The 22,373-nt window shown below is 58.3% G+C and carries 20 protein-coding genes, 1 tRNA gene and 1 pseudogene; 5 read left to right on the forward strand and 17 right to left on the reverse strand.

The genetic code is table 11. The annotated features are described in order from the left end of the window. Entirely contained in the window at positions 1 to 804 is an 804-nt protein-coding gene (locus tag SJY29_RS02100) for an SDR family NAD(P)-dependent oxidoreductase (protein WP_400086225.1), read from the forward strand. Here SJY29_RS02100 and SJY29_RS02105 read toward each other — a convergent pair whose 3' ends face one another. Then, a complete protein-coding gene (locus SJY29_RS02105) occupies positions 805 to 1,191 on the reverse strand; it encodes a hypothetical protein (protein ID WP_400086228.1) in 387 nt (128 codons plus the stop codon). Positions 1,192 to 1,292: 101 nt separating this feature from the next. Between SJY29_RS02105 and hemF the strand changes: the two genes are divergently transcribed. Beyond that, positions 1,293 to 2,171: an oxygen-dependent coproporphyrinogen oxidase gene (gene hemF / locus SJY29_RS02110; RefSeq protein WP_400086230.1), complete on the forward strand. Its 879-nt coding sequence runs from the start codon at positions 1,293 to 1,295 to the stop codon at positions 2,169 to 2,171. Between the two features lies 1 nt (position 2,172). On the opposite strand, the gene SJY29_RS02115 is transcribed toward hemF, so the two are convergent. Together SJY29_RS02115 and hemE are read right to left on the reverse strand one after the other, a co-directional pair. Further along, positions 2,173 to 2,553 (reverse strand): hypothetical protein, encoded by a 381-nt coding sequence (locus SJY29_RS02115; protein ID WP_400086233.1) that lies wholly within the window; start codon positions 2,551 to 2,553, stop codon positions 2,173 to 2,175. A gap of 54 nt (positions 2,554 to 2,607) precedes the next feature. Beyond that, a complete protein-coding gene (gene hemE / locus SJY29_RS02120) occupies positions 2,608 to 3,642 on the reverse strand; it encodes a uroporphyrinogen decarboxylase (RefSeq protein WP_400086235.1) in 1,035 nt (344 codons plus the stop codon). Between the two features lie 94 nt (positions 3,643 to 3,736). On the opposite strand from hemE, the gene hemC reads away from it, so the two are divergent. Continuing rightward, positions 3,737 to 4,675, forward strand: coding sequence for a hydroxymethylbilane synthase (hemC, locus tag SJY29_RS02125; RefSeq protein ID WP_400086238.1), 939 nt, complete (start codon positions 3,737 to 3,739; stop codon positions 4,673 to 4,675). 63 nt (positions 4,676 to 4,738) lie between these two features. On the opposite strand, the gene SJY29_RS02130 is transcribed toward hemC, so the two are convergent. From SJY29_RS02130 to SJY29_RS02195, 14 genes and pseudogenes are all read right to left on the reverse strand, one after another. Beyond that, entirely contained in the window at positions 4,739 to 6,151 is a 1,413-nt protein-coding gene (locus SJY29_RS02130) for an FAD-binding oxidoreductase (protein ID WP_400086241.1), read from the reverse strand. Between the two features lie 106 nt (positions 6,152 to 6,257). Next, positions 6,258 to 6,334 (reverse strand) — tRNA-Met (locus SJY29_RS02135). Positions 6,335 to 6,439: 105 nt separating this feature from the next. Beyond that, the gene (locus tag SJY29_RS02140; RefSeq protein ID WP_400086244.1) at positions 6,440 to 7,450 is read right to left on the reverse strand and encodes a cytochrome d ubiquinol oxidase subunit II; all 1,011 of its coding nucleotides are present in this window, start codon (positions 7,448 to 7,450) and stop codon (positions 6,440 to 6,442) included. A gap of 6 nt (positions 7,451 to 7,456) precedes the next feature. Beyond that, positions 7,457 to 8,851: a cytochrome ubiquinol oxidase subunit I gene (locus SJY29_RS02145; protein WP_110279835.1), complete on the reverse strand. Its 1,395-nt coding sequence runs from the start codon at positions 8,849 to 8,851 to the stop codon at positions 7,457 to 7,459. A gap of 179 nt (positions 8,852 to 9,030) precedes the next feature. Beyond that, positions 9,031 to 10,002: an aldose epimerase family protein gene (locus tag SJY29_RS02150; protein WP_400086248.1), complete on the reverse strand. Its 972-nt coding sequence runs from the start codon at positions 10,000 to 10,002 to the stop codon at positions 9,031 to 9,033. Continuing rightward, on the reverse strand, positions 10,002 to 11,903 hold the full coding sequence (locus SJY29_RS02155) for a beta-galactosidase (protein ID WP_400086250.1): 1,902 nt from the start codon (positions 11,901 to 11,903) through the stop codon (positions 10,002 to 10,004). The genes SJY29_RS02150 and SJY29_RS02155 overlap by 1 nt, the downstream gene beginning before the upstream one ends. A 34-nt stretch (positions 11,904 to 11,937) precedes the next feature. Beyond that, positions 11,938 to 12,759 carry an SMP-30/gluconolactonase/LRE family protein gene (locus tag SJY29_RS02160; protein WP_400086253.1) on the reverse strand — a complete coding sequence of 274 codons (822 nt, stop codon included), beginning with the start codon at positions 12,757 to 12,759 and terminating at the stop codon, positions 11,938 to 11,940. Further along, positions 12,756 to 13,361 (reverse strand): 2-dehydro-3-deoxy-6-phosphogalactonate aldolase, encoded by a 606-nt coding sequence (locus SJY29_RS02165; protein ID WP_400086256.1) that lies wholly within the window; start codon positions 13,359 to 13,361, stop codon positions 12,756 to 12,758. The genes SJY29_RS02160 and SJY29_RS02165 overlap by 4 nt, the downstream gene beginning before the upstream one ends. A 3-nt stretch (positions 13,362 to 13,364) precedes the next feature. After that, positions 13,365 to 14,270: a 2-dehydro-3-deoxygalactonokinase gene (locus tag SJY29_RS02170; RefSeq protein ID WP_400086259.1), complete on the reverse strand. Its 906-nt coding sequence runs from the start codon at positions 14,268 to 14,270 to the stop codon at positions 13,365 to 13,367. Beyond that, on the reverse strand, positions 14,267 to 15,025 hold the full coding sequence (locus SJY29_RS02175) for an SDR family NAD(P)-dependent oxidoreductase (protein WP_400086261.1): 759 nt from the start codon (positions 15,023 to 15,025) through the stop codon (positions 14,267 to 14,269). Before SJY29_RS02175 ends, SJY29_RS02170 begins: the two co-directional genes overlap by 4 nt. Beyond that, a pseudogene (locus tag SJY29_RS02180) lies at positions 15,022 to 17,104 on the reverse strand (alpha-galactosidase). Before SJY29_RS02180 ends, SJY29_RS02175 begins: the two are co-directional and overlap by 4 nt. Positions 17,105 to 17,109: 5 nt before the next feature. Continuing rightward, positions 17,110 to 17,958, reverse strand: coding sequence for a carbohydrate ABC transporter permease (locus SJY29_RS02185; RefSeq protein ID WP_400086263.1), 849 nt, complete (start codon positions 17,956 to 17,958; stop codon positions 17,110 to 17,112). Continuing rightward, positions 17,958 to 18,911: a carbohydrate ABC transporter permease gene (locus tag SJY29_RS02190; RefSeq protein WP_110279844.1), complete on the reverse strand. Its 954-nt coding sequence runs from the start codon at positions 18,909 to 18,911 to the stop codon at positions 17,958 to 17,960. Before SJY29_RS02190 ends, SJY29_RS02185 begins: the two co-directional genes overlap by 1 nt. 127 nt (positions 18,912 to 19,038) lie before the next feature. After that, a complete protein-coding gene (locus SJY29_RS02195) occupies positions 19,039 to 20,301 on the reverse strand; it encodes an ABC transporter substrate-binding protein (protein WP_400086267.1) in 1,263 nt (420 codons plus the stop codon). A gap of 135 nt (positions 20,302 to 20,436) precedes the next feature. Between SJY29_RS02195 and SJY29_RS02200 the strand changes: the two genes are divergently transcribed. Together SJY29_RS02200 and SJY29_RS02205 are read left to right on the forward strand one after the other, a co-directional pair. Next, a complete protein-coding gene (locus SJY29_RS02200) occupies positions 20,437 to 21,267 on the forward strand; it encodes an IclR family transcriptional regulator (protein WP_400086270.1) in 831 nt (276 codons plus the stop codon). Positions 21,268 to 21,270: 3 nt separating this feature from the next. Further along, positions 21,271 to 22,332: an ABC transporter ATP-binding protein gene (locus tag SJY29_RS02205; protein ID WP_400086273.1), complete on the forward strand. Its 1,062-nt coding sequence runs from the start codon at positions 21,271 to 21,273 to the stop codon at positions 22,330 to 22,332. Positions 22,333 to 22,373 lie beyond the last annotated feature (41 nt).

Genomic DNA, 22,373 nt, shown 5'->3' on the forward strand with positions numbered 1-22,373 from the left:
ATGTCATTTTCCATTTCTGGAAAGACGGCAATTGTGACGGGTGCAGCCAATGGTGTTGGCTTGGCCATCGGACGTCATTTTGTCAGAATGGGCGCGAATGTCGTTTTCGCTGACATGGATGAGAAAACACTGATGCATGAAATCGGAGATGAGGCTGACAAGGAAGAGAATATCCTGATCTTTGCCGGTGACCTGCGGAAGAAACTGACGATTGCGAACCTGCTGTCCGCCACCATTGATGCGTTTGAGCGCGTGGATATTCTGGTCAATGCCGCGCGGCAGGTGATGGAAACCGACCCCCTTGATCCTGACGACAACTCTGTCGAGGAACTGCTCCAGCAAAACGCCATGACAGCACTGCGCGTAAGCCAGGCTGTCGCGCGCCGCATGATCAAACAGGCCGATGGCGAAACAGGCGAACCTATTGGGTCGATTGTGAACCTCAGCTCGATTGCTGCGCGGCGTACGCATCCTGATCTGCTGGCCTATTCCGTCAGCTCTGCCGCGTCAGACCAGATGACACGTTCCTTGGCTGTGGCCCTTGCACCGCACGGCATCCGCGTGAATGCGGTGGCCTTTGGCAGCGTCATGAGCGCAAGCCTGAAAGGGTCACTCAAGGATCATGACGAAATGCGCGAAGCCATTGTGGAAAGCACGCCGCTGCACCGCATCGCAAGCCCGAGCGAGGTGTCTGATGCTGTGCAATATCTTGCGTCGGATGCCGCTGCCTTTGTGACCGGACAGATCATTACGGTCGACGGCGGCCGGACCTTGATTGATCCGGCAGCAGTCGCCGCGCATTAATCATTCAGGGTGCAGCGCAATACATTGAGCGACGGCCTGATTGGACGCTGCTTGTGATTGCGCGAAACGTTCTTCCAGTGAGTCCAGTTTCGCGCGCTCGGCATTCAGGTCGATGGCGACAGGTACCGCTGTCGTGAAGGTTTCGGTCTCATCACAGCGGAATGTAAATGTCGTTCCGTCCTCATTGCGCCCACGACAAATTTCACGCACCGTCCGAACCTCTTGCCGTTCCTCGATGGCATAACCACGTGCGAGATTTGCGCGGGTCTCGTTGATCAGACTGCTCAGAATACGGGTATCGCGTGTGACTTCACTGATGCACTGCTCGCGCGGGGTGGCGCAGGCCGACAGGACAGCAAGGGGAAGAATGAAAAGAGCGCGGCGCATTGAGATGTCTCCGGTTTTGTTCTGGATCATCGTTGCATGATCATTATGGTGCTTAAAGACAAACAATACACGTTATTCAATATCAGGGACAAAGACCAAGTATGTCAGACGGTTTCGAAGCGGAAAAAAGCAAAGCATCATCATGGTTCCGCACATTGCGCGACGAGATCGTGGCATCCTTTGAAGGGCTGGAAGACAGCTACAAAGGCGGAGGTGAGATTGGCCGTTTCGAAGTCTCCGAGACGACGCGGACGTCGGATGATGGATCAGACGCAGGTGGTGGCCTGATGTCCGTCATGCGCGGTGGCCGCGTGTTTGAGAAGGTCGGCGTGAATATCTCTACCGTTTACGGCCAGTTGGGGGATGCGGCACAAAAGGCGATGGCCGCCCGTGGTGTGCCCGGCATGGCCGAGGATCCCCGCTTTTGGGCGTCGGGCATTTCATTGGTCGCCCATATGCAAAACCCCCATGCGCCTGCTGTGCATATGAACACACGTATGTTCTGGACACCCCATGCGTGGTGGTTCGGTGGCGGTTCCGACCTGAACCCCTGCATCGAGTATGCCGAGGATACCGCCCATTTCCATTCGACCCAAAAGGCGCATCTCGATCCGCATGGCGAGGAACATTACCCCAAGCTGAAGGCGTGGGCGGATGAGTATTTCTATATCCCCCACCGCAACCGTGCGCGCGGTGTCGGTGGTATCTTTATGGACGACTATTGCACCGGGGATTGGGAGGCTGATTTCACGCTGACGCAGGATATCGGCAAAGCCTTCCTGCCTGCCTATGTGCCGCTTGTCGAAAAGCGCCGTGATACGCCTTGGACGGATGCGGATAAAGAGACACAGTTGATCCACCGCGGGCTCTATGCCGAATATAACCTTGTTTATGACCGTGGCACAAAGTTCGGTCTGACGACGGGCCATGACGCGAACGCGGTGCTGATGAGCCTGCCGCCTTTGGCGAAATGGGTCTGACCTAGTCCACCTGAATAAAGCGCGGCCCTTCGATATCACGACTGTTTGGTGCGGTTGGTGATACACGTGTCGAGGCGGGCAAGACATTGCCCGCTGCCATCTGAATCAACGCGAGGCGGACCATGAAGGGTGGTACGTCTTGCGGCAGGCCCATCGCGATCATGTCATAGGCCCGCGGTGGTGCGACAGCGACAAAGACCTTTGCCGCCCGCATCATGCGCAATCCAACCGGATAGGTTTGTCCTTCCCGTGCGCCGAGTGCTGAGACGTCTTCGGCGGTGGCCGGGATCAGGAAAATCCACGCGAAAAGCAGCAACAGTCCCGCGCGGACGACCGCACGAAAGCTGTAGTAGGCAAATCGCAAGGTGAACGGTATTTTCAACGCGGGCTCCTGTCTGCGGATCCAGACTATCCTCTCACGTTGAAATATCCAGTCTCAGGCCCCGCGCACCGTATCAATCATCAATTGCACGTTGGCGGGATCGGCATCAGGCGTGATCCCGTGACCCAAGTTGAAAATATGCGGCCCGTTCGAGAGCGCATCAACGATGCGGCGTGTCTCGGACACCAGCGTGTCACCACCCGTCACCATATGCGAAGATTTGAGGTTGCCCTGCACGCAGCCGTCTTTCTGGACGTGTTCGGCGACCCAAGCGGCATCGACGCCGTCATCTACAGCCACACAATCGGCCCCTGTGGCGGCATGCACACCTGCGTATTTCGTGCCTGCACCACGCGGGAATGCGATGACAGGAATGCCGGGGTGTTTGTCTTTCAGTGCGGCGGTGATGCGTTGCATCGGCTTGATTGAATAGTTGGTGAAATCATCGCCTTCCAGCGATCCCGCCCAGCTGTCAAAGAGTTTGACACATTCGGCCCCTGCCTCGATCTGTTTGGACAGATAGGCGATGGTACCTTCGGTCAGGCGGTTGATGATGCCTTCGAAGACAGGCTTGTTCTCGGCCTTCAATGCATGGGCCGGCCCTTGGTCAGGCGTGCCTTGGCCAGCAATCATATAGGTCGCCACGGTCCACGGTGCGCCCGCAAAGCCGATCAGTGTGGTTTCCTTGGGCAGTTCTTGCGACAGGATTTTTACGGTCTCGTAAACAGGGTTCAGTGTGTCGTGAATCGCCTCGATGGGTTTCAGCTTGGTCAGCTCATCCGCAGAGGTAATTGTCGAAAGCCGCGGCCCTTCGCCAGTGACGAACCACAGGTCCGCGCCAAGTGCCTGTGGCAAGAGCAGGATATCGGCAAAAAGAATCGCTGCATCAAAGCCATAGCGGCGGATTGGCTGCAACGTGACCTCGGCAGCGAGTTCGGGGTTATAGCAGAGTGACAGAAAATCACCGGCCTGCGCGCGTGTGGCCTTATATTCAGGCAAATAACGCCCTGCCTGACGCATCATCCAGATCGGAGGCGTGGGAAGCGTTTCGCCTGCGAGGGCGCGGAGGATGGTCTTTTGCTGGGCCATGGGATGTCCTTTTGTAATCTTCCTGTGGTCCCAATTGCAGAAGAAGTTGTCAAGGGAGTTGTCAGGCTAGGTTTACACGTCTAACAATCCAGACATGACAGTGAATTTGCCCACCCCCGCTTCGCCTTTCAACATCGGAACCCGTGGTTCGCCTTTGGCCTTGGCCCAGGCGCATGAAACGCGCGCGCGGTTGATGGCCGCCTTTGATCTGCCAGAAAATGCCTTTGAAATCTGTGTGATCAAAGTCACGGGCGATGCCATTCAGGACCGCCCCTTGAAAGAGATCGGCGGCAAGGGCCTTTTCACGCGTGAAATCGAAGAAGCGCTGCTGGACGGATCAATTGATATCGCTGTCCATTCGATGAAGGACATGCCGGTGGAACAGCCCGGTGGCTTGTTGCTCGATACTTATCTGCCGCGTGAAGATGTGCGCGACGCCTTTGTTTCGCTCAGCGCCAAAGGGCTGAATGATCTGGCGCAGGGTGCGACGGTTGGCACATCATCCTTGCGCCGCCGGTCGCAGTTGCTGGCCAAGCGGCCCGACCTGAATATTGTGGAATTCCGTGGGAACGTGCAGACCCGCCTGAAGAAACTGGGTGATGGGGTGGCCGAGGCGACGTTCCTTGCGATGGCGGGTTTGAACCGTTTGCATATGACGGACGTGCCGCGCACCGCTATAGCGCCTGAAGATATGCTGCCTGCGGTGGCGCAAGGCGCGATTGGCATTGAACGCCGTGGTGATGACCACCGCGCCGCAGAGATGCTTGCTGCGATCCATGATGGGCCAACAGGTCAGCGGCTCGCGGCGGAGCGTGCGTTCCTTGCGCATCTGGACGGGTCTTGTGAGACACCGATTGGCGGCTTGGCAGAACTGGATGGCGGCGCGCTCCGCCTCCGTGGCGAGATTTTACGCACAGATGGCAGCGCTGTCTTTGCCGATGACGTGTCCGGTGCAATTGAAGATGGTGCCGAAATGGGCCGCGCAATGGCGGCGAAACTGCTCGCGCAGGCGGGCCCCGACTTCTTTTCCTGAGCAAAGGAATTTCACGAAATTCCTTTTCGGCCCACAAGAAAATTCGCGAATTTTCTTGTGGCGTTACGCTGGCGGGATCACCTTGCCCGGGTTCAGGATATTGTTGGGATCAAGGGCTGCCTTGATTGCACGCATCGCATCCAGCGCCACCGGATCCTTGCGCCGCTTCATCGTCTCAAGTTTTGACACGCCGATCCCGTGTTCGGCGCTGAACGATCCGCCCAGTTCCTGCACCACATCCTCAACCGCCTCGACCAGCGCTTTCATTGCTTCAGGGTCATTACGGCTGATGTAGCTGGTGTGATGGATATTCCCGTCGCCAAGGTGGGCGACGATCACTTCCTCTGCGTCGGGATCAATCGCTTTGATGCGCGGCGTCAGCATTTGTTCAAAGGCTGCGACCTTATCCAGTGGCACAGCCACATCGGTGTTCACAAAGACACCACCGAAGAAGGCCACTTCGCCTGCGTCCTCGCGGCGCTTCCAGATTTCGCGGCGCTGCGTCTCGTTCTGCGCGATGATCGCATCAAGAACGGTTCCCTCTTCCAGCATTGCGCCAAGTGTCTCTTCCAGAGCGCGCATGACAGGCAGGCTACCGTCCGTACCAGGAGCCGCGTCTTTGGTGCGGGTTGCTGCGACCTCAATCATGATGTTCACGTCGTAGTCTTCGTCGAAAGGACCGGCGACATCGGGAAACAACTGACGATGTTTCCGGATATAGCTGCGTGGCATGTATTCGAAAGCCTCAACACCGTTGCCGGTCTCGTCCTGCAACCGGTAGAGCAGGGTCAGCGCATCGGAAAGTGAAGGTACCGCGACCATCGCTGTGGCATAGGCCTGCGGCTTGGGCCGCAGCTTCAGGACCGCAGCGGTGATAATCCCGAGTGTCCCCTCTGCCCCGATCACAAGGTTGCGCAGGTCAAGGCCGGAGTTGTCTTTGTGCAGCGCGCTCATCAGGTTCATGATCCTGCCATCGGCCATGACGACCTCGAGCCCGAGACAGAGCCCGCGCGTGCTGCCGTAGCGCACCACGTTTGAACCGCCCGCATTGGTCGACAACAGCCCGCCGATCATGGCAGAGCCGCGCGCGCCGAGGGTGAGGGGAAAGATCAGGTCATGCGCTTCGACCGCGTCGTGCAGATTTGACAGAACCACACCTGCGCCGACTGTTGCCGTGCGCCCCGCCACGTTGATCTCGGAAATCTCGTTGAGGCGTTCGACCGAGAGCATCAAAGCGTCTTGCGCCAGCGTTGCACCGGTCAGGCCGGTGCGGCCAGAGGCGGGAACGACAGGGGTTTTGGTTTCATTTGCGATCTTGAGGATGGCAGCCACCTCGGCGGTGCTTGCCGGACGCAGGACCGCCAGAGGGGTGGAGGTATAAGCGCCTGTCCAGTCCTTGCCGTAGGGCGCAGCATCTGCGCCCGTCAGGATGCGGTCCGCCCCGATGGTCTGTGCTATTTGGTCAAGAACTGTCATGTCCATACTCTCCCGTGATGACGATTCATTAACGGCAAAGAGCGCAGTGGGAAAGTGGCCCCGTATGTTCGCTGCAACAGGAACGAACAGTTGGGGGATGGGGTGGTGGTGGCGTGGGGGAGATTTGAACTCCCGACCTAACGATTATGAGTCGTTCGCTCTAACCAACTGAGCTACCGCGCCGTTCCACGAGCGTCCGATTACGCAATGGGGGCAGGGGTGTCAAACCGATTCTGACAGTAAGGTGGGTTTAAACCCACCTTACGTGCATCAATCGGGTCACGCCCCCTAGTCGTACCGCAACTCGGTCGCTTTGCCGCGGAAGATAAAGTAGGACAGAACAGTATATCCCATGATCGTCGGCAATACGATGCAGGTGCCGATCAGGATGATAAACAGGCTCTCCGGCGCGCTGGCGGCCTCATAGATCGTGATTTGTTCAGGCACCACATAGGGATAGAAACTATAGGCCATCCCCCCAAACGCGGTGATCCAGAGGGCTGTCGCGGCGGCAAAGGGCTGCCAAGACCGACGGTCCTCAGCATAAGGCATTTTGCGCAGCATGGACCAAAGCCATACCACCAGAAGACCCGACAGGATTGGCAGGGGCGACAAGTAAAGTGCCTCGGGAAAGCTGAACCATTTGTCAAAGATACGGGTGCTGACAAACGGCGTAGCAAGCGAAATCGCACCAATGCCCAAGACCAACCCCCAAATGCCGCCTTTGGCCCATTCCACCGCTTTGGCCTGCAGCACGGCGGATGTCTTGTGGATGATCCAAGTGGCCCCGATGAAGCTATAGCCGACAGTCAGAAACACTGCCGTCAAAATCGCGAAAGCGACATTTGCCAAAGTCCACTCAAGCCCCATGACATACATGCCCAGCATGAAACCCTGGCTGAGCGAGGTCATGAGCGAGCCTGCAAAGAACGCATTGTTCCACAGGTGTTTGTGTGGCGCAGGTGCCTTGGCGCGGAATTCAAAGGCCACGCCGCGCAGGATCAACCCGATCAGCATGATCGCCACAGGCAGGTACAGCGCGGTCAGGATCGCCCCATGTGCAGATGGGAAGGCCACCAACAACAGGCCAACTGCCAGCACCAGCCAGGTCTCGTTCGCGTCCCAGAACGGCCCGATCGAGGCGATCATACGGTCTTTTTCGTCGTCATTGGCGAAGGGGAATAACACCCCCACGCCAAGGTCAAATCCGTCCAGGATCACGTAGATCAGGATGGACACACCCATCAGGGCTGCAAAAACGAAAGGCAGCCAGATGGTGGGGTCTCCGAAATAGTTCATTTCTGGTTACTCCGCTGGCATGGCTTTGGGGGCCGCCGCTGGCGACGGTGCGATGTTTGTGCCGATGCTTTCGCCGCGTGCGGTTTTCCGTGCCAGATAGAAGATGACAAAGATATAGGCCAACAAAAGCCCTGCATAGACCAGCAGATAGGCGATCAGGGTCGACAGCACCAAGGGCGCGGGCACATCGGCCACGGCTTCTTTGGTTGTCATCACACCTTGGACCAACCATGGCTGACGGCCGATCTCGGTCGTGTACCAGCCGGCCAGCGTGGCCAACCAGCCGCTGAAGCTCATGCCGATCAGCGCATAGAGCATTGGTTTCGGCAGTCCTTCGACTCCGCGCTTGCGGCGCATGATCATATAGGTGGCGCTCCAGCTGACCAGCAGCATCAGAAGGCCAGTGCCGACCATGACGCGGAAGGACCAGAACACGGGCGAGACACGCGGGTGCAGTACCTCTCCATCTTCGGTCACAAACTCGTTCAGGCCTTTCACCTCACCATTCCAGTCATGGGTCAGGATGAACGACGCCAGTTTGGGAATACCGATTTCAAAACGGTTTTCGCGTGCTTCTTCATCGGGGATCGCAAACAGGATCAGCGGCACGCCAGTGGAGGTTTCCCAATTGCCTTCCATCGCGGCAACTTTGGCTGGCTGATACTCTTTGGTGTTCAGGCCATGCATGTCGCCGACAAGGATTTGCACGGGGATCAGCACGGCCGCGGCAATAATGGCCGTTTTCATTGCCACGCGTACCCCTTCGGTGCGCCCGCCAATGAGCCAACGGAACGCGCTGACACCGGCAATCAGGAAGCTGACGGTCAGGAAGCTGGCCAAGACCATATGCGTAAAGCGGTACGGCATGGACGGGTTAAAGATAATGGCCGACCAATCGGTGGCATGCGCAACGCCGTCGATCATCTCGAACCCTTGGGGCGTGTGCATCCATGAGTTCAGAACAATGATCCAGAATGCCGACATCATCGTGCCGAAAGCCACGAGAAAGGTTGCCAGCGTGTGCACCCAGTTGGGCACGCGGCTAAAGCCGAAGAGCATGATGCCAAGGAAGACTGCTTCGAGGAAGAAGGCGGTCATGATTTCGTAGGCCAGCAATGGCCCTGCGATATTGCCCACCTTTTCCATGAAACCGGGCCAGTTCGTGCCGAATTGGAAAGACATCGTAATGCCCGACACGACACCCATCGCGAACGAGAGCGCAAAGATTTTCACCCAGAAACGATAGGCTTCCATCCAGCGCTCTTCGCCAGTGCGGTTATAGCGCAGTTTGAAGAACAAAAGCACCCAGCCCAATGCGATCGTGATCGTTGGAAACAGGATGTGAAATGAAATATTCGCGGCAAACTGGATCCGCGACAGAAGAAGGGTTTCAAGTTCCATAACGTGACGTCGTCTTTCTGGGCGGCCTAATCCGCTTGCAGTGCTAAATAGCATATCAAGGCGGTAAGTCAGGGGGGTGCGACAGCAAGGCGCGCTACCGTGTCCGGACCGCGTTTCTGACGAAATCTATGAAAAAACAGCTAAAGGGATCAGCAACTTTTGCTAAGTTGACTTGGCGATCAAGTCGTCTTCTCAAACCGCCATTGGGTCACTTGATGGTACGCTTTATCAGCCGTGACCTTGATCGAAGGAAATTGGTTGTTGTTGGGCGCGTCCGGCCAATGCTGCGGTTCAATCACGATGCCCTCGTAAACCGGCTTGCCCGGACGGTGTGATCCTGCGGCATCGTGGATCTGCATCCCGGGATCTGTCGTGGCGAGGGTCATCTGCAGGCCAGAGGCGCCGGTCAGCCAGAGGACATCGCGCAGATCGGTCGCTTCTTGCGAGAGGCAGAAATTGTGATCAAGCGCCGGTGCACCTTTCACCAGTTTGCGGCTGGTGCGGAAATCCATGTCGGTGCCGTCAACGGCTGCGATCTCACCTGTGGGGCAGGTACGGTCGTCAATCGGCAGATAGTGATCCGCAGCAATCCGCAACGCGTGGCCTTCCCATGTCTCGCTACCATCAAGGTTCCAATAAATGTGGCTGGCGAAATTCATGCAGGTGGTTGCGTCGGTCGTGCCGTCAATCTGCATGGTCAGCGTTGCAGGTGCTGTGACCTGATAAATGACGCGGATATCGCGGTTGCCGGGCAGGCCCGCTACACCATCGGGCAGGCGCAAACCCAACGTGACGCGATCAGCGGCCTGTGCCAGCACCGCCCAGTTTTTGCGGTGGACACCCTCACTGCCTGAATGCAGGTGACAATCGCCGTTCTCGTTGCGTTCAAGTTCGTGCATCATCCCGTCAAGGCGCACGCGCGCATTGCCGATGCGGTTGGCAATCGGACCGACAATCGCGCCGAAATAATCCATGGACGTGGCGTAATCCGCGAACCGCTCTGACCCCAAGGTCAGATTGTAGGGCACCCCTGCAAGGCGCACCGCTTGCACGGTGGCACCCAGTGTCAGAATATCGACGCTCAGATCGCCACTTGAGAGTGTGATTTGAAGCACGTCCTCCCCGTCTTGCGTGGTTCCGAAGTGGGTCATCACAGTTCCTCCCAATGCACACCCGCAGGAGGTATGGTTACGCCTTCCCACGTCAACGGCACAGCGGCATAGTTGAAATAGAACCGGTGCGTTTCGGTGTCGCGCAGGCGCAGACCTTCAGGCAGTTGCCTGGTTTCCATACCAAGCGCGTCACACAAGCCCGCAACAATCTGGTCAAACGTGCGGTCATCCGGCCAGCCCGCGAGATAGCGCAGGTTTTTACTGCCCATGATCGCAGGCTGTCCTGCTTGGGTGGCGACAAATGTCTCGGCCTTGCCTTCAAGGTGCTCGAACCAATGTAGGAACTGCCCGCCGCCTTCCAGCGCAATCCCATCATCAGGCGGCATGCTTTCAGTCAGTGCGACGCTCACATCAAGCCCCGGCAGATTCGGGCCAAGCGGCGTGGGGATGCTCAACTCGTCGGTCTTTGTGTCGCTGCGCGGGCCGATCAGGGCGATGCCTTCAAAACGGACCAAAGCAGCGCGCAGCGGCTCCGAGAGTGACATGATCCCTGGTGCCATCACCAGCTTGTAGGCTGAAAGGTCAGCGGTATCGGGCGGCAGAATGTCGATATTCAACCCCGCCCTGCGCAGCGCGCAATAGGCGGCAAAGGCAAGGCGGAACATCTCGAAATCGGCACCCTGTGGCTGGGCATCCCAGCCCCATGCGCTTTCGTAATCAAAGACCAATGCGGCCTGCGCCTTTGCTGTACCAACACTGGCCAGCGTTTCAATCTCGTCCGCCACTTGTCGCGCCTCGGCCAATGCAGGGGCCGGCGCGCTGTCAGGACGCAAAAGCCCCGCATGCATCTGTTCTTGCGCGAAAGGGGCTTGCCGCCAGCGGAAATAACAGACGGTTTCGGCCCCATGGGCAAAGGCCTCCCACGTCCAAAGACGTGCCATGCCGGGCAGGGGGGCAGGGTTGTAGGGAGCCCAGTTCACCGGGCCGGGCTGTTGTTCCATGACCCACATCCGCCCTTTGCCGACAGCGCGGTAAAGATCGTGGTGGAAGGCCTGATTGTCGGGGTGGCCCTGACGCAGGAACGCGCGTTTGAATTCCGGCGTCCCTTCAAGGCGGTCCGACAAAAACCCGATCGGATAGCTGTCCCAGGACGCGATATCGAGGTCGGCACCGACCTTCCAATGATCGAACGTCGTGATCCGCCCCATGTAGTTGTGGATCAGTGGCGCGTCGGTATGTTTGCGCAGTTCGTCCACCTGTACCTTATTGAAGGCGACCACCTGATCCGAACTATAGCGCCGGAAAGCAAGCTGATGCGGGTGGTTGGGTTCGGTCACTGTCAGATTGGGCAGGTCGATCTGATCAAACGTATCATAGTCCATCGACCAGAACACGTTCCCCCACGCACGGTTCAGCGCATCGGTGGACTGGTATTTCTGCGCCAGCCAGTCCTGAAACCCTTGGCGCACAGCATCAGAGTAACTCAGCGTTGTGTTGTGGCAATCGTATTCATTGTCGATCTGCCACGCAGCGATATGCGGGTTGCTGCCATAGCGTTCGCCCATGAGCCGCGCGATGCGGCGGCATTCCTCGCGGTAGCCAAGATGGCTGAAGTCGTAATGCCTGCGCGATCCGAATTTGCGGGGCTGTCCCTGCGCGTCAACCGCCAGCATATCGGGGTATTTGTCGACCATCCAACGGGGTGGTGTCGCTGTGGGGGTGCCGAGGATGATCTTCAGTCCCGCTTCGCCCAGAACGGCAATCGCACGGTCCAGCCAGTCCCATGTGAAGGTGCCGGGGCTGGGTTCCATACGCGCCCATGCAAATTCTCCGATGCGCACCCAAGTCAGACCTGTCGCCACCATTTGGGCGGCATCAGTTGCCCATTGGTCCTCAGGCCAATGTTCGGGATAATAACAGACGCCAAGCGTGCGTTTCATGGTGTGGAACCTTCTTGAGAGATTGGGGTGCGGTTTAGAGGATAACCTGATGTTCGGCTTGTCCAGTAGCCTTCGTCGGGACGGCAAATGTTTTACCCTGCTCAGGGCCCTCTAGCCCAACCGCGGCACTGGTGCAGAACAGCGTTTGCAGATCGTCGCCGCCAAATGCCGGACAAGAGGTTTGGCGCGCAGCAAAATTGTAGCTCTCAAGGAAACCCCCGGACGGGTCATAGACGGCCACCCGCCCGACACCCCATTGCGCGTTCCACAGGTTGCCTGCGGCATCGACGACCGCGCCGTCAGGTCGGAACGGTGTGCGGCTGAGGTCGATGTGCAGCACTGGTTCGCCCTTGGGCCAGCCGTTGTCATCAAGCGCCACGCGCATGATCTGTTGCGTCGGCGTGTCGGTGAAATAGGCGGTCTTGCCATCTGGCGCGAAACAGATCGCATTGGAAATCGTGATCTCGGGGTAAAGCTGGCGCAGCTCGCCTTTATAGTAGCGATAGATAGCGCCCGCGCCGTCTTCGGCATCAATTCCCATGGTTCCGATCCAGAAACCACCCTGCGGGTCCGCGCGGCCGTCGTTCGAGCGCGTGACCGGATTGTCGGCCTCCAGTGGCGCGATGATCTCGGTTCCTCCGGTCGTGATATCAAAATGCATCAACGCGCTGCTGGACGCGATCAGCAGGGTGCTTTCACTGGTCCAGCCGGCGGCACTGACATAGGTGTCAAACTGCCAGTGCTGGCCTTTCGTGTGCAGGCGTTTTCCCAGAATATCAAACCAGAACAGTTGCTTGCGCAAAGGATGCCAAAGCGGTCCTTCACCAAGCTGGCACTGGGTGTCATCGTAAATCATGTCGCAGCCGCATCATAGGCGGCGACCATATCGCGCGCCCTTGCTGCGACATCGGCCACTGAAAAACCGGGTTTGTAAAGGGCAGAGCCAATGCCGAAGCCATCCGCCGAAGCGGCCATCCATTCCGCAAAGTTGTCAGCCCCTGCGCCGCCCACTGCATAGACCTGCGTGCCTGTCGGCAACACCGCACGGATTGCCTTGATGCCTTCGGGCCCAAGCAGACTGGCAGGAAAGATCTTGAGCCCGTCAGCACCGGCTTTAAGGGCTGCAAAGCACTCTGTCGGGGTCATCACGCCGGGCCAGCTTTGCATGCCAGCGGTCTTGGTGGCGACAATCACGCGCTGGTCGCAGTTGGGCGAAACCACGAGCTTGCCACCTGCTTGCGCCACACGCCCCACATCGCCAGTCGATAGTACTGTGCCTGCGCCGATCAGCGCATCGCTGCCATGGGCATCGGCCATCGCCTTGATGCTGGCGAAGGGATCCGGCGAATTCAGAGGGACTTCGATTTTGGTGATGCCTGCGTCAATCAGGGCGGCGGCCATCGGGGCCGCTTCGCTGGGTGTCACGCCGCGCAAAATCGCGATCAAGGGGCGATGCATATGTTATCCTTTCAGGCGCTGATAGGCGGCCGTCAGGCCAGCCAATGTGATCGTCGCCGCGTTGACTTGAGTTGCGGGTGCGGCCTGCGTCGCCAAAGCGTCGATATAGAGTTTCGACAACTTGCTTTCCCCGATCACCGCGATGTGCTGGCCAAGCCAATAGGGTTTTGCCGCGGCCAGTTCCGTGCCGATCAGCAGGCCGGACAGTTGTGCACGTGCCGCTGTCCCTGCCATATCGTTCAGCAACCCATTGGCGCGCAATGAAAACAGTCGCGCAGCAATGCGTTCAGGGCGCGACAGCCCCATTTCGAGCCCTTCGGCAAAGGCGGCATCATCCCAGCCATCGGCGGCGATTGAGTGGCGCAATACCGTTTGCGTGGCGATGGTGTCGAAGAGTTCACCGGTCATGAAGGTCTGAAAGCTGACAACCTCATCCGCGCTGACATGCACCCATTTGGTATGTGTGCCCGGTAGACAGATCACGCCGTCCCAATTCTTGTTGCGCGCCAGAAAGCCGGTGACTTGCGTTTCTTCGCCGCGCATCACGTCAGCGGGGGACATCTGCTTGATGCCGGGGATGACATAGACGGTAAGGTCAGGATGCGTCACGGGCGCTTGGACCAAACCTTCGGGCAGGGTGGCGCAAGGGACCGCGGCATAAGGAGCCTCGACCCAGCCCTGGCGTGACCCGACCATACCGCAGGCAACCACGGTTGTCGGGCCGTCAATCCAGTCCTGGACGACAGAGAGCAGGGCTGCCTCAAAATCTTCACGGCGCAGCTTGCCCATGCCTTGATCGGAACTGGCCTCAGCCAGAACCGTGCCACTGGCCGACAAGGCCCAGGCGCGCATGTTGCTGGTGCCCCAGTCCACGGCGATCCAATCGGCTTTGATCTGTGCTTGGGTCATCCGGTTCCTACCACGCCTGCGTCGATTACAATGGTCTGCCCCGTCATCATAGCAGAAGCAGAAGAGGCTAAAAACAGTGTCCCGCCGACCATGTCTTCAGGCCGCATGAATTCCTGCAGGCATTGCTTTTCCAGAAACGCTGCTTTGGAGGCGGGTGTCGCCCACATGGTTTCCTGCTTTTCGGTAAAGACCCAGCCGGGGGCAATGGCGTTCACGCGGATACCTTTCGGTCCCCATTCACGGGCCAGCGCGCGGGTCATGCCTGTGATGCCCGCATTGGCGGTCACATAAGGCACCATGCCTGCCAAGCCCATCAGATAGGTGATCGAGGAATAGTTGATGATGGACCCTTTCGGGGCCATCAGAGCCGCAGCTTTCTGGCATGCAAAGAAATAGGCTTTCGCGTTGATTGCATGCTGGCTGTCCCAATCTGCCTCTGAAATCTCCATCGCGTCATAACGCATGTCGTTGGCAGCATTGTTAACCAGCACGTTCAAGGGACCATGCGCTGCAACCGCCTGATCCATGGCGGACTGAAGGGCGGGCGTGTCGGTGATGTCGCATTGGATAAAGAGCGGCGCGGTGCCGTGCTTGTCGCCCATCTCTTGCACAAAATAACTGGCATCCGAGCGCCCCACAAAGGCGACCCGTGCCCCCTGCGCCAGAAACCCGTCGGTGAGCGCGGCACCGATGCCGTTGCCACCACCTGTAATAAAGACCGAGGCACCTTTGAGGTCATGGAAGGTCGCGTTCATAGCCGCGCTCCTTCCACGACCCACATGCGTTCGGGGAAGGACCATGGCAAGGTAACGCCATGGCGCATCAGATAGGCACCGGAGAGTTCCAGTGGGGCATCCTTCAGCGCGGGTGTTCCCCGTGACAGGTGGTGCAGATCCTCGCGGTTGATCAGGTCGATGCGGTACATGGCGTCGGGGTCTAGCCCCGTCAGGCGCAAGGGGCGCGGGGAAATCTGGGCGCTGGTTGCGGCCTTGCCTGCAAAAACCACAAAGCGGTCCTTGTGGCGGGCCAATTGCTGTTCGGCGATGACCGCAGGATCGGCACTATCAAGGCGCAGAATGTCGGCCGTTTGCATCCAGTGGCGGTTGGCTTTCCACCAGCCTGTCACCTGCGTGAGCACCGCCGTTTCGCGTGCGTCCAGTTCGCGTGGGTCCATCTCGAACCCCATATGGCGCTGGGCCGCGACCCATGCACGGAACGTAATGTCGAGGGTGCGCCCCGACGTATGGCAATGGCGTGGGCCAACGTGGCTGCCGGTGACCGACAATGGCAGGAACAAAGCCGCGTCATGCTGGATGCGCAAACGCTCCAGCGCATCGTTGCTGTCAGAGAGCCAGACACGTTGGGTGCGTTGCAGGATGCCAAAGTCGATCCGGCCACCGCCCGAGGCACAGCTTTCGATCTCGACGTCAGGGAAATCCGCGCGCAACCTGTCGATCAGCGCGTATGAGCCGCGTGTTTGCGATGCATCGGGCATCGGCAGAACGCGGTTGTGGTCCCATTTGATATAGTCGATGGCGTGGTCGCGCAGGATTGCTGACATGCGGCCGTAAAGATAATCGCGGACCTCAGGCTTCGCCATGTTGAGCGCTTTTTGCTGGCGGCCAAGGGTCTGGTCCTCGCTGCCTAACACCCAATCGGGGTGCGCGCGGTGAATGTCGCTGTCCTCATTGATCATCTCGGGTTCGAACCAGATGCCGAAGGTCATGCCAAGCCCGTGCACATGTGCGATCAACGGGTGCAGGCCGTCGGGGTATTTGCGCGGATCGACCGTCCAGTCCGAGAGGCTGCGGGTGTCGTCATCGCGGTTGCCGAACCAGCCGTCATCCAGCACAAAGCGTTCGGCCCCCAGCGCGGCCGCGCGATCAGCGATGTCTTTCAGAACAGGCAGTTTATGGTCGAAATAAACGGCCTCCCAGCAATTATAGTGCACCGGGCGCGGCGCGTCCGGCTTGGGCCAGGGTCACGATCCGGTCGCGCAGGTGGCGTTGGAAGGCAACGGCGCAGCCGTTCAGTCCGGTGTCTGAATACGAGATATAGAGCGGCGCGGTTTTGAACTGTGTCGCTGCTTGCGGTTCCATGCTGGCCGCGTGCCCCCATTGGATCTGGCGGCGGCCGTCCTGCAATTCTTCGGCAATCATCTTGTGCCCGCCGGACCAGCCATAATGAAAGGCATAGGCCTCGCCCTCGGTATTGGTGGCACCACGGCAAGGTACGATCAGGCCTGGAAAGTGCTCGTGCCCTGTGCGGCCCGTGCGGTTTTCACGGTAACGCATCCCGGGTGCCCAAGCGGTGCGGGACAACTGGAATTCACCGCACCACCGCCCCGACACGTCAATCATCTCGTCAGATTGCTGTGGCGCTGGCAAAACGGGGGCAGCAAGCCAGTGCAGATGCAGAGGGCGGGTCGCGTCGAGTGTGGTCTGGCAGGTGATCACATGCGTCTCTTGGTCGCTTTCAAAGTGAACGGTCAGCTTCAGCCCGTTGTCTTTGTCCTTATAGGTGAGTTCCAGCGCACCGTTCTGCGCAACGCTCTCGAAACAGAACTTGGGCAGCAGGGGCGTTCCGTCACTGTCACGCAGGATCAGACCGGGTTGGCCGGGAAAACTGCGCGTGGCTTCGGGGCAAATCGACAGGTCCGGATTTTCGTCCAGCATCCCGCCTGTGACATCAATCCTGTGGGCCGCCTGCAAGGTGTCGAGGTTTTCCCCTACTGGCAGCAACGCGCCCCAATAGACGACTTCCGGCAGTCGGTCGTTGCGGGCCGCCAGCACAAGGGTCTGACGGCCATCGTCGATACGGTAGGTTCGGTTCATCGTGGTTACTTTACTGCTCCGAGGGTGAGGCCCGCGATAAAGTGTTTCTGCATCAAAAAGAACATCGCGACAGGCGGCAAAGCAGCCACGATCGAGCCCGCGCTCATCAGGTGATAGGCGGCGCGGTACTGTGAATTGAACTCGGTGATACCGGCGGTGACGGGTTGCGCATCCGGTCCTTGGGTCAGGACAACAGCCCAGAAATAATCGTTCCAGATGAAGGTAAAGATCAGCACGGCAAGCGCAGCGAGCGCGGGCTTCATCAAAGGCAGGACGACGAAAAGGAAGATGCGCCATTCGGCGATGCCTTCAACGCGCGCGGCCTCGATCAAGGGGAAGGGCAGGGCGCGGATGAAGTTGCGCATGAAAAGCGTGCAGAACCCGGTCTGGAAGGCGATGTGGAACAGCACCAGACCTGTTTTGGTATCATAGAGGTTCAGGCTCAGTGTCAGGTCCCGCACGGGCACCATCAGGATCTGGAACGGGACAAAGTTGCCTGCAATGAAGATGAAGAAGATCAGCAGATTGCCTTTGAACTTGTAAACGCCCAGTGCAAAACCGGCCATGGCAGACAGCGCCACTGCCCCGATTACTGTGGGGATCGTGATGAAGAGCGAATTCCACAGATAGCGCGGCATGTTTGATTCGAAGAACACGCGCCCATAGTTCGAGAAGGCCTCAAAACTGCTGGGAATTCCCCAGTAGTTGCCGCTTACGAAATCGGACTCGGGTTTGATCGAAAAGTTGGCGACGGCAATGAGGGGCAGCAGCCAGATGATCAACATCACCGGCAAGAGCACATGATACGAGATCTGCCACGTGCGCGAGGTCTTTGCGATTGGGGTGGGAAACATCAGCGTGCTCCCTTTTCGTCTTGGTACATCGCGTAAAGGAAGTAGGTGATGAACCCGAGCATGATGAAGAACAGGATCACGGCAATGGCCGCGCCATAGCCCATGCGGAACCCGAATTCGGATAGCGATTCCTCGAACATATAGAACGACAGCACACGGGTTGATCCGAATGGTCCGCCATTGGTCATGACGCTGATCAGGTCGAATGACCGCAGCGCGCCGATGATGGTGACGACAAAGGCGATGAAGGTCGCAGGCTTGAGTTGGGGCAGGATCACATACCACAGCATCTTGGGACCCTTCGCGCCATCAAGGCGCGCGGCCTCGACCTGTTCGGGGTCAACGGCGTTCAGACCCGTCAGATAGAGGATCATGCAGTATGCCGTTTGCGGCCACAGGCCAGCTGCGATAATGCCGTATGTTGCCAGTGTCGGATCGCCCAGCACGTTGATGGGGCCTGCGCCAAAGAAGCCAAGGATCGCGTTGAGCAGACCTTCGCGCGGCAGGTAGAACCAGCTGAAAACGAGACCCACAACTACCTGGCTGATGACGAAGGGGAAAAAGAACATCGACTTGTAAAAGCGGATGCCTGTGACGGTCTGGTTCAGGAAAAGCGCGATGAACAGACCTGCGGGGATCGCCAGCAGATAGAGCACCAGCCATTTGAGGTTGTTCCAGAACGACACCGAAAACTTGCGGTCCACATTGGCATCGCCCCAGCCAAGCAGGCGTTCATAGTTCGCGGTGCCGACCCATGTTTTCTCGCCCAGGCCGTCCCATTCATGCAGTGAAATCCAGAACGACTGGCCGATAGGGATGATCACGTAGATCGCAAAAAAGATCATCGCCGGCAGCAGGAACAGCCACGGGGTGATCGCAATCTCGTTGCGCTTGTACCAGCCGCGCTGCGGCCTGCTTGCGTGGGTGCTTGGAACGGCGGGTGACACCGACATGGCGTTTCTCCTGCTGGGTCAACACATGTGAAAACCACAGGTGGGCTTGCAGATGGGTTGCGGGCGTGGGTTGCACCCACCCTACGAAAGGGTGGGTGCGGTAGGGTGGGTAAAACCCACCGTAGCGTTAGTTGTAAATGCGCTGACGTGTTTCTTCGAGACGCATCAGGATGTCGTCAAGGTTGTCAGGGAACACCATGAACTCTTGCAGGCCTTCCATACCGACAGACGCCATTTCGGCATCAAAGTCGCGATCAAAGAACTGCATGATCCCGCCGCCCGCGTTGTTCGAGAGCATGTCGAAGCCCTGCTCGAGGAACTTGTCCGCGTCGATGGATGCGTTTGCGTTCACTGGCAGCTGTCCCAGAGCATCACCTGCGTTGATCGCTGTCTGTACTTCGGCAGAGGTGACATAGCGCAGGAACTCTTTCGCGGCGTCCATGTTCTGTGCACCCGATGCGATGTGGAACGTATCGGTTGGCGCATCCTCGGCGTAATCAACATCAGGATTGATGACCGGGAACTGGTAGAAGTCTAGTTGATCATCGGTCAGACCGCCGTCACGCATGGCAGCAACCGCAAAGTTGCCCATCAGGTAAGCGGCGGCTTCGCCATTGACCATGAAGGGCAGGGCTTCCTGCCAGCTATAGGTCTGGTGGTCATCGATGAAGGCGCCCATGTCGATCAGCTGACGCCAGTTGGCGAAAGTCTGGCGGACACGGTCGTCTGTCCATTCGACTTCACCCCGGGCGAGCGCCATGTGGAAATCATAGCCGTTGGTGCGCGAGTTGATGTAGTCGAACCAGCCGCCTGCGGTCCAAAGGAACTTCGTGCCGATGGTGTAGCATTTGACACCGTTGTCCAGCAGTGTCTGGCAGTTTGCGAGTTCTTCTTCCCAGTTTGTCGGCTCGGACAGGCCAAACTGGTCAAAGATGTCTTTGCGATAGTAAACGCCCCACTGGTAGTATGTGTAAGGCACACCCCACTGCGCGCCATCAAGTGTCATAGCACCCTTGGTCGATGCCAGCGCTTCGAATTCAGGCTCGGCCCAGAGATCGGAGATGTCTGCAAAGAGGCCGGCATCTACATAAGGACGCATCCGGTTGGCAGCATACCAGTTCACAACATCCGGCGGGTTCGCACCCAGCGCATTGCGGATTTGCGTTTTCCATGCTTCGCGGTCAACGATGGTCAGGTTGACTTCGAGGTTCGGGTGCAGCGCATCAAAATCGGCTGCCAGACCTTCCATCACCGCACGTGGTGCGGGGTTGGACATGTCAGATATGATATTCAGCTCTCCGGACAGTCCGTGAGCGTCTGCAGCCGCGGATGACGCGGTAACGCCAGCAGCGACCAACGCCGCGAGCGACGTTTTCAAAATGGAATGCATGGTTTCCTCCCAGTATGCTTCCGTGTGTAAACAGGTTTCATTATTTGAAACTTGGTTTTGGATGTTGATACTAAACCGCGAACAGGCTAGCCTTGTCAACAGTCGAAGGCAGCACCATGAGGAGATCGGTGCGAAATGCCCAAATCGACCAAGGGAGGATACATGGGGCGTGTGACCGGTGACGGCACAGTTGGAAAAGCGCTTGAGGTGCTGGATCAGGTTGCGGCCTTCGGGCGGCCTGTGCGTTTTGGCGAGCTTTTGGCGCAGTCCGATTTCCCCAAACCCACGTTGTACAGGTTTGTACAGACCCTCACCAATCAACAGATGCTGGCCTATGACCCGGAACGGCAGACCTATACGCCGGGCCTGAGACTGGTGCGTCTGGCCCATACGGCTTGGGATCAATCGACACTCGCCCCTGTGGCGCGTCCGCATCTGGATGCGCTCAGCAGGGCCGTGGGCGAGACTGTGCACCTGGCGCAACTGGATCATGCGCAGGTGCTCTATATCGACAAGCGCAACGCGAATAAGCCGGTGCAGATGTACAGTCAGGCGGGCAAGGTCGGGCCTGCTTATTGCACAGGTGTCGGCAAGGTGATGTTGGCGTTTCTGGATGAGGATGCCATCGAGAGTGTCATCGAACAGCAATCCTTCCACGGCTTTACGGAGCACACGCTTGATAGCGCCGATGCGCTGCGGGCCGAACTGCATGATATTCGCCAGAACGGGTATGGCTTTGATCGCGAAGAGCATGAGCCGGGAATCATCTGTGTCGCCATGCCTATCCTGACCTCGGCCGGCCGCGTGTTGGGGGCGCTTTCGGTCACCAGCACGACCAGCCGGACCAATCTTGCAGGGCTGGAAGCCTATGTGCCGATCCTGCGCGAGACAGCCGATAAAATTACACGGGATGCCCAGAACTGGAGCTTTCCGGACTACCAGACAAAAGAAACAACAGGGATATAAGCCATGTCAGGTGTAACGCTGAAGAACGTCATCAAGCGCTATGGCGATGTACAGGTCATTCACGGCATTGACCTTGAAATCGCGGATGGCGAATTCTGCGTTTTTGTCGGCCCGTCGGGCTGTGGCAAGTCGACGCTTTTGCGTATGGTTGCGGGGCTAGAGGAGACCACCGAAGGCGCCATGCACATCGGAGATCGGGATGTCACGCGCATGGACCCCTCTGAGCGCGGTGTCGCGATGGTGTTCCAGACCTACGCGCTCTATCCGCATATGACCGTCAAGGACAACATGGGGTTTGGCCTGAAAATGAACGGCCATCCCAAAGCCGAGATCGCGGCCAAAGTGGCCGAGGCGACGCGGATACTGAAACTTGAACCGTATCTGGATCGCAAACCCGCGGCCCTGTCCGGTGGCCAGCGCCAGCGCGTATCGATTGGTCGCGCCATTGTGCGGGGGCCCGAGGTGTTCTTGTTCGATGAACCCCTTTCCAACCTTGACGCTGAACTACGGGTCGAGATGCGTGTCGAGATTGCGCGTCTGCACAAGGAAATCGGCGCCACGATGATTTATGTGACCCATGATCAGGTCGAGGCGATGACATTGGCCGACAAGATTGTCGTGCTGCGTTTGGGTGTGATCGAGCAAGTGGGCGCGCCTATGGATCTCTACCGCGATCCGGACAACAAGTTTGTGGCGGGCTTTATCGGATCACCTGCGATGAATTTCGTGAACGGTATGGTCAAGGGTGGCAGTGTTGACGCACCGGGTTTGGCCGCCCGCTATGACGGCTTGGTCAGCACGGCCTATGAAGGCAAGGCTGTCAGCGTAGGCGCGCGCCCCGAGCATATCGTCATTGATCCTGATGGTGATACGCATACGGTTGAATTGACCGAGAGCCTTGGTGGGGTCTCATTCGCCTATCTGACATCCGCAACGGGCGAGCGCATTGTTGTGGAAGAACGCGGGGACGAACGGACCGCCGAAGGGGCCCGCGTCGGGATCAGGATTGATCCAAACCGCATTTTTCTCTTTGACGCGGAAACAGAACTGCGCATCCGGAGCTGAGGGTGGCGGGGGCTTTGCCCCCGGCCCTGCGGGCCTCCCCC

The sequence above is a fragment of the Yoonia sp. R78084 genome (assembly GCF_044595625.1).
Lineage (GTDB): Bacteria > Pseudomonadota > Alphaproteobacteria > Rhodobacterales > Rhodobacteraceae > Yoonia.

Bases quoted from the DNA above. Each gene is read 5' to 3' on its own strand.
- SJY29_RS02165 (WP_400086256.1), bottom strand. From the start codon at position 13,361: ATGCATCGCCCCTTGATCGCGATTTTGCGCGGCGTGACACCCAGCGAA.
- hemF (WP_400086230.1), top strand. From the start codon at position 1,293: ATGTCAGACGGTTTCGAAGCGGAAAAAAGCAAAGCATCATCATGGTTC.
- SJY29_RS02155 (WP_400086250.1), bottom strand. From the start codon at position 11,903: ATGAAACGCACGCTTGGCGTCTGTTATTATCCCGAACATTGGCCTGAG.
- SJY29_RS02160 (WP_400086253.1), bottom strand. From the start codon at position 12,759: ATGATTTACGATGACACCCAGTGCCAGCTTGGTGAAGGACCGCTTTGG.
- SJY29_RS02140 (WP_400086244.1), bottom strand. From the start codon at position 7,450: ATGAACTATTTCGGAGACCCCACCATCTGGCTGCCTTTCGTTTTTGCA.
- SJY29_RS02130 (WP_400086241.1), bottom strand. From the start codon at position 6,151: ATGACAGTTCTTGACCAAATAGCACAGACCATCGGGGCGGACCGCATC.
- SJY29_RS02190 (WP_110279844.1), bottom strand. From the start codon at position 18,911: ATGTCGGTGTCACCCGCCGTTCCAAGCACCCACGCAAGCAGGCCGCAG.
- SJY29_RS02185 (WP_400086263.1), bottom strand. From the start codon at position 17,958: ATGTTTCCCACCCCAATCGCAAAGACCTCGCGCACGTGGCAGATCTCG.
- SJY29_RS02175 (WP_400086261.1), bottom strand. From the start codon at position 15,025: ATGAACGCGACCTTCCATGACCTCAAAGGTGCCTCGGTCTTTATTACA.
- SJY29_RS02100 (WP_400086225.1), top strand. From the start codon at position 1: ATGTCATTTTCCATTTCTGGAAAGACGGCAATTGTGACGGGTGCAGCC.
- SJY29_RS02145 (WP_110279835.1), bottom strand. From the start codon at position 8,851: ATGGAACTTGAAACCCTTCTTCTGTCGCGGATCCAGTTTGCCGCGAAT.
- hemC (WP_400086238.1), top strand. From the start codon at position 3,737: ATGACAGTGAATTTGCCCACCCCCGCTTCGCCTTTCAACATCGGAACC.
- SJY29_RS02200 (WP_400086270.1), top strand. From the start codon at position 20,437: ATGCCCAAATCGACCAAGGGAGGATACATGGGGCGTGTGACCGGTGAC.
- SJY29_RS02205 (WP_400086273.1), top strand. From the start codon at position 21,271: ATGTCAGGTGTAACGCTGAAGAACGTCATCAAGCGCTATGGCGATGTA.
- SJY29_RS02150 (WP_400086248.1), bottom strand. From the start codon at position 10,002: ATGACCCACTTCGGAACCACGCAAGACGGGGAGGACGTGCTTCAAATC.
- SJY29_RS02105 (WP_400086228.1), bottom strand. From the start codon at position 1,191: ATGCGCCGCGCTCTTTTCATTCTTCCCCTTGCTGTCCTGTCGGCCTGC.
- hemE (WP_400086235.1), bottom strand. From the start codon at position 3,642: ATGGCCCAGCAAAAGACCATCCTCCGCGCCCTCGCAGGCGAAACGCTT.
- SJY29_RS02195 (WP_400086267.1), bottom strand. From the start codon at position 20,301: ATGCATTCCATTTTGAAAACGTCGCTCGCGGCGTTGGTCGCTGCTGGC.
- SJY29_RS02170 (WP_400086259.1), bottom strand. From the start codon at position 14,270: ATGACCCAAGCACAGATCAAAGCCGATTGGATCGCCGTGGACTGGGGC.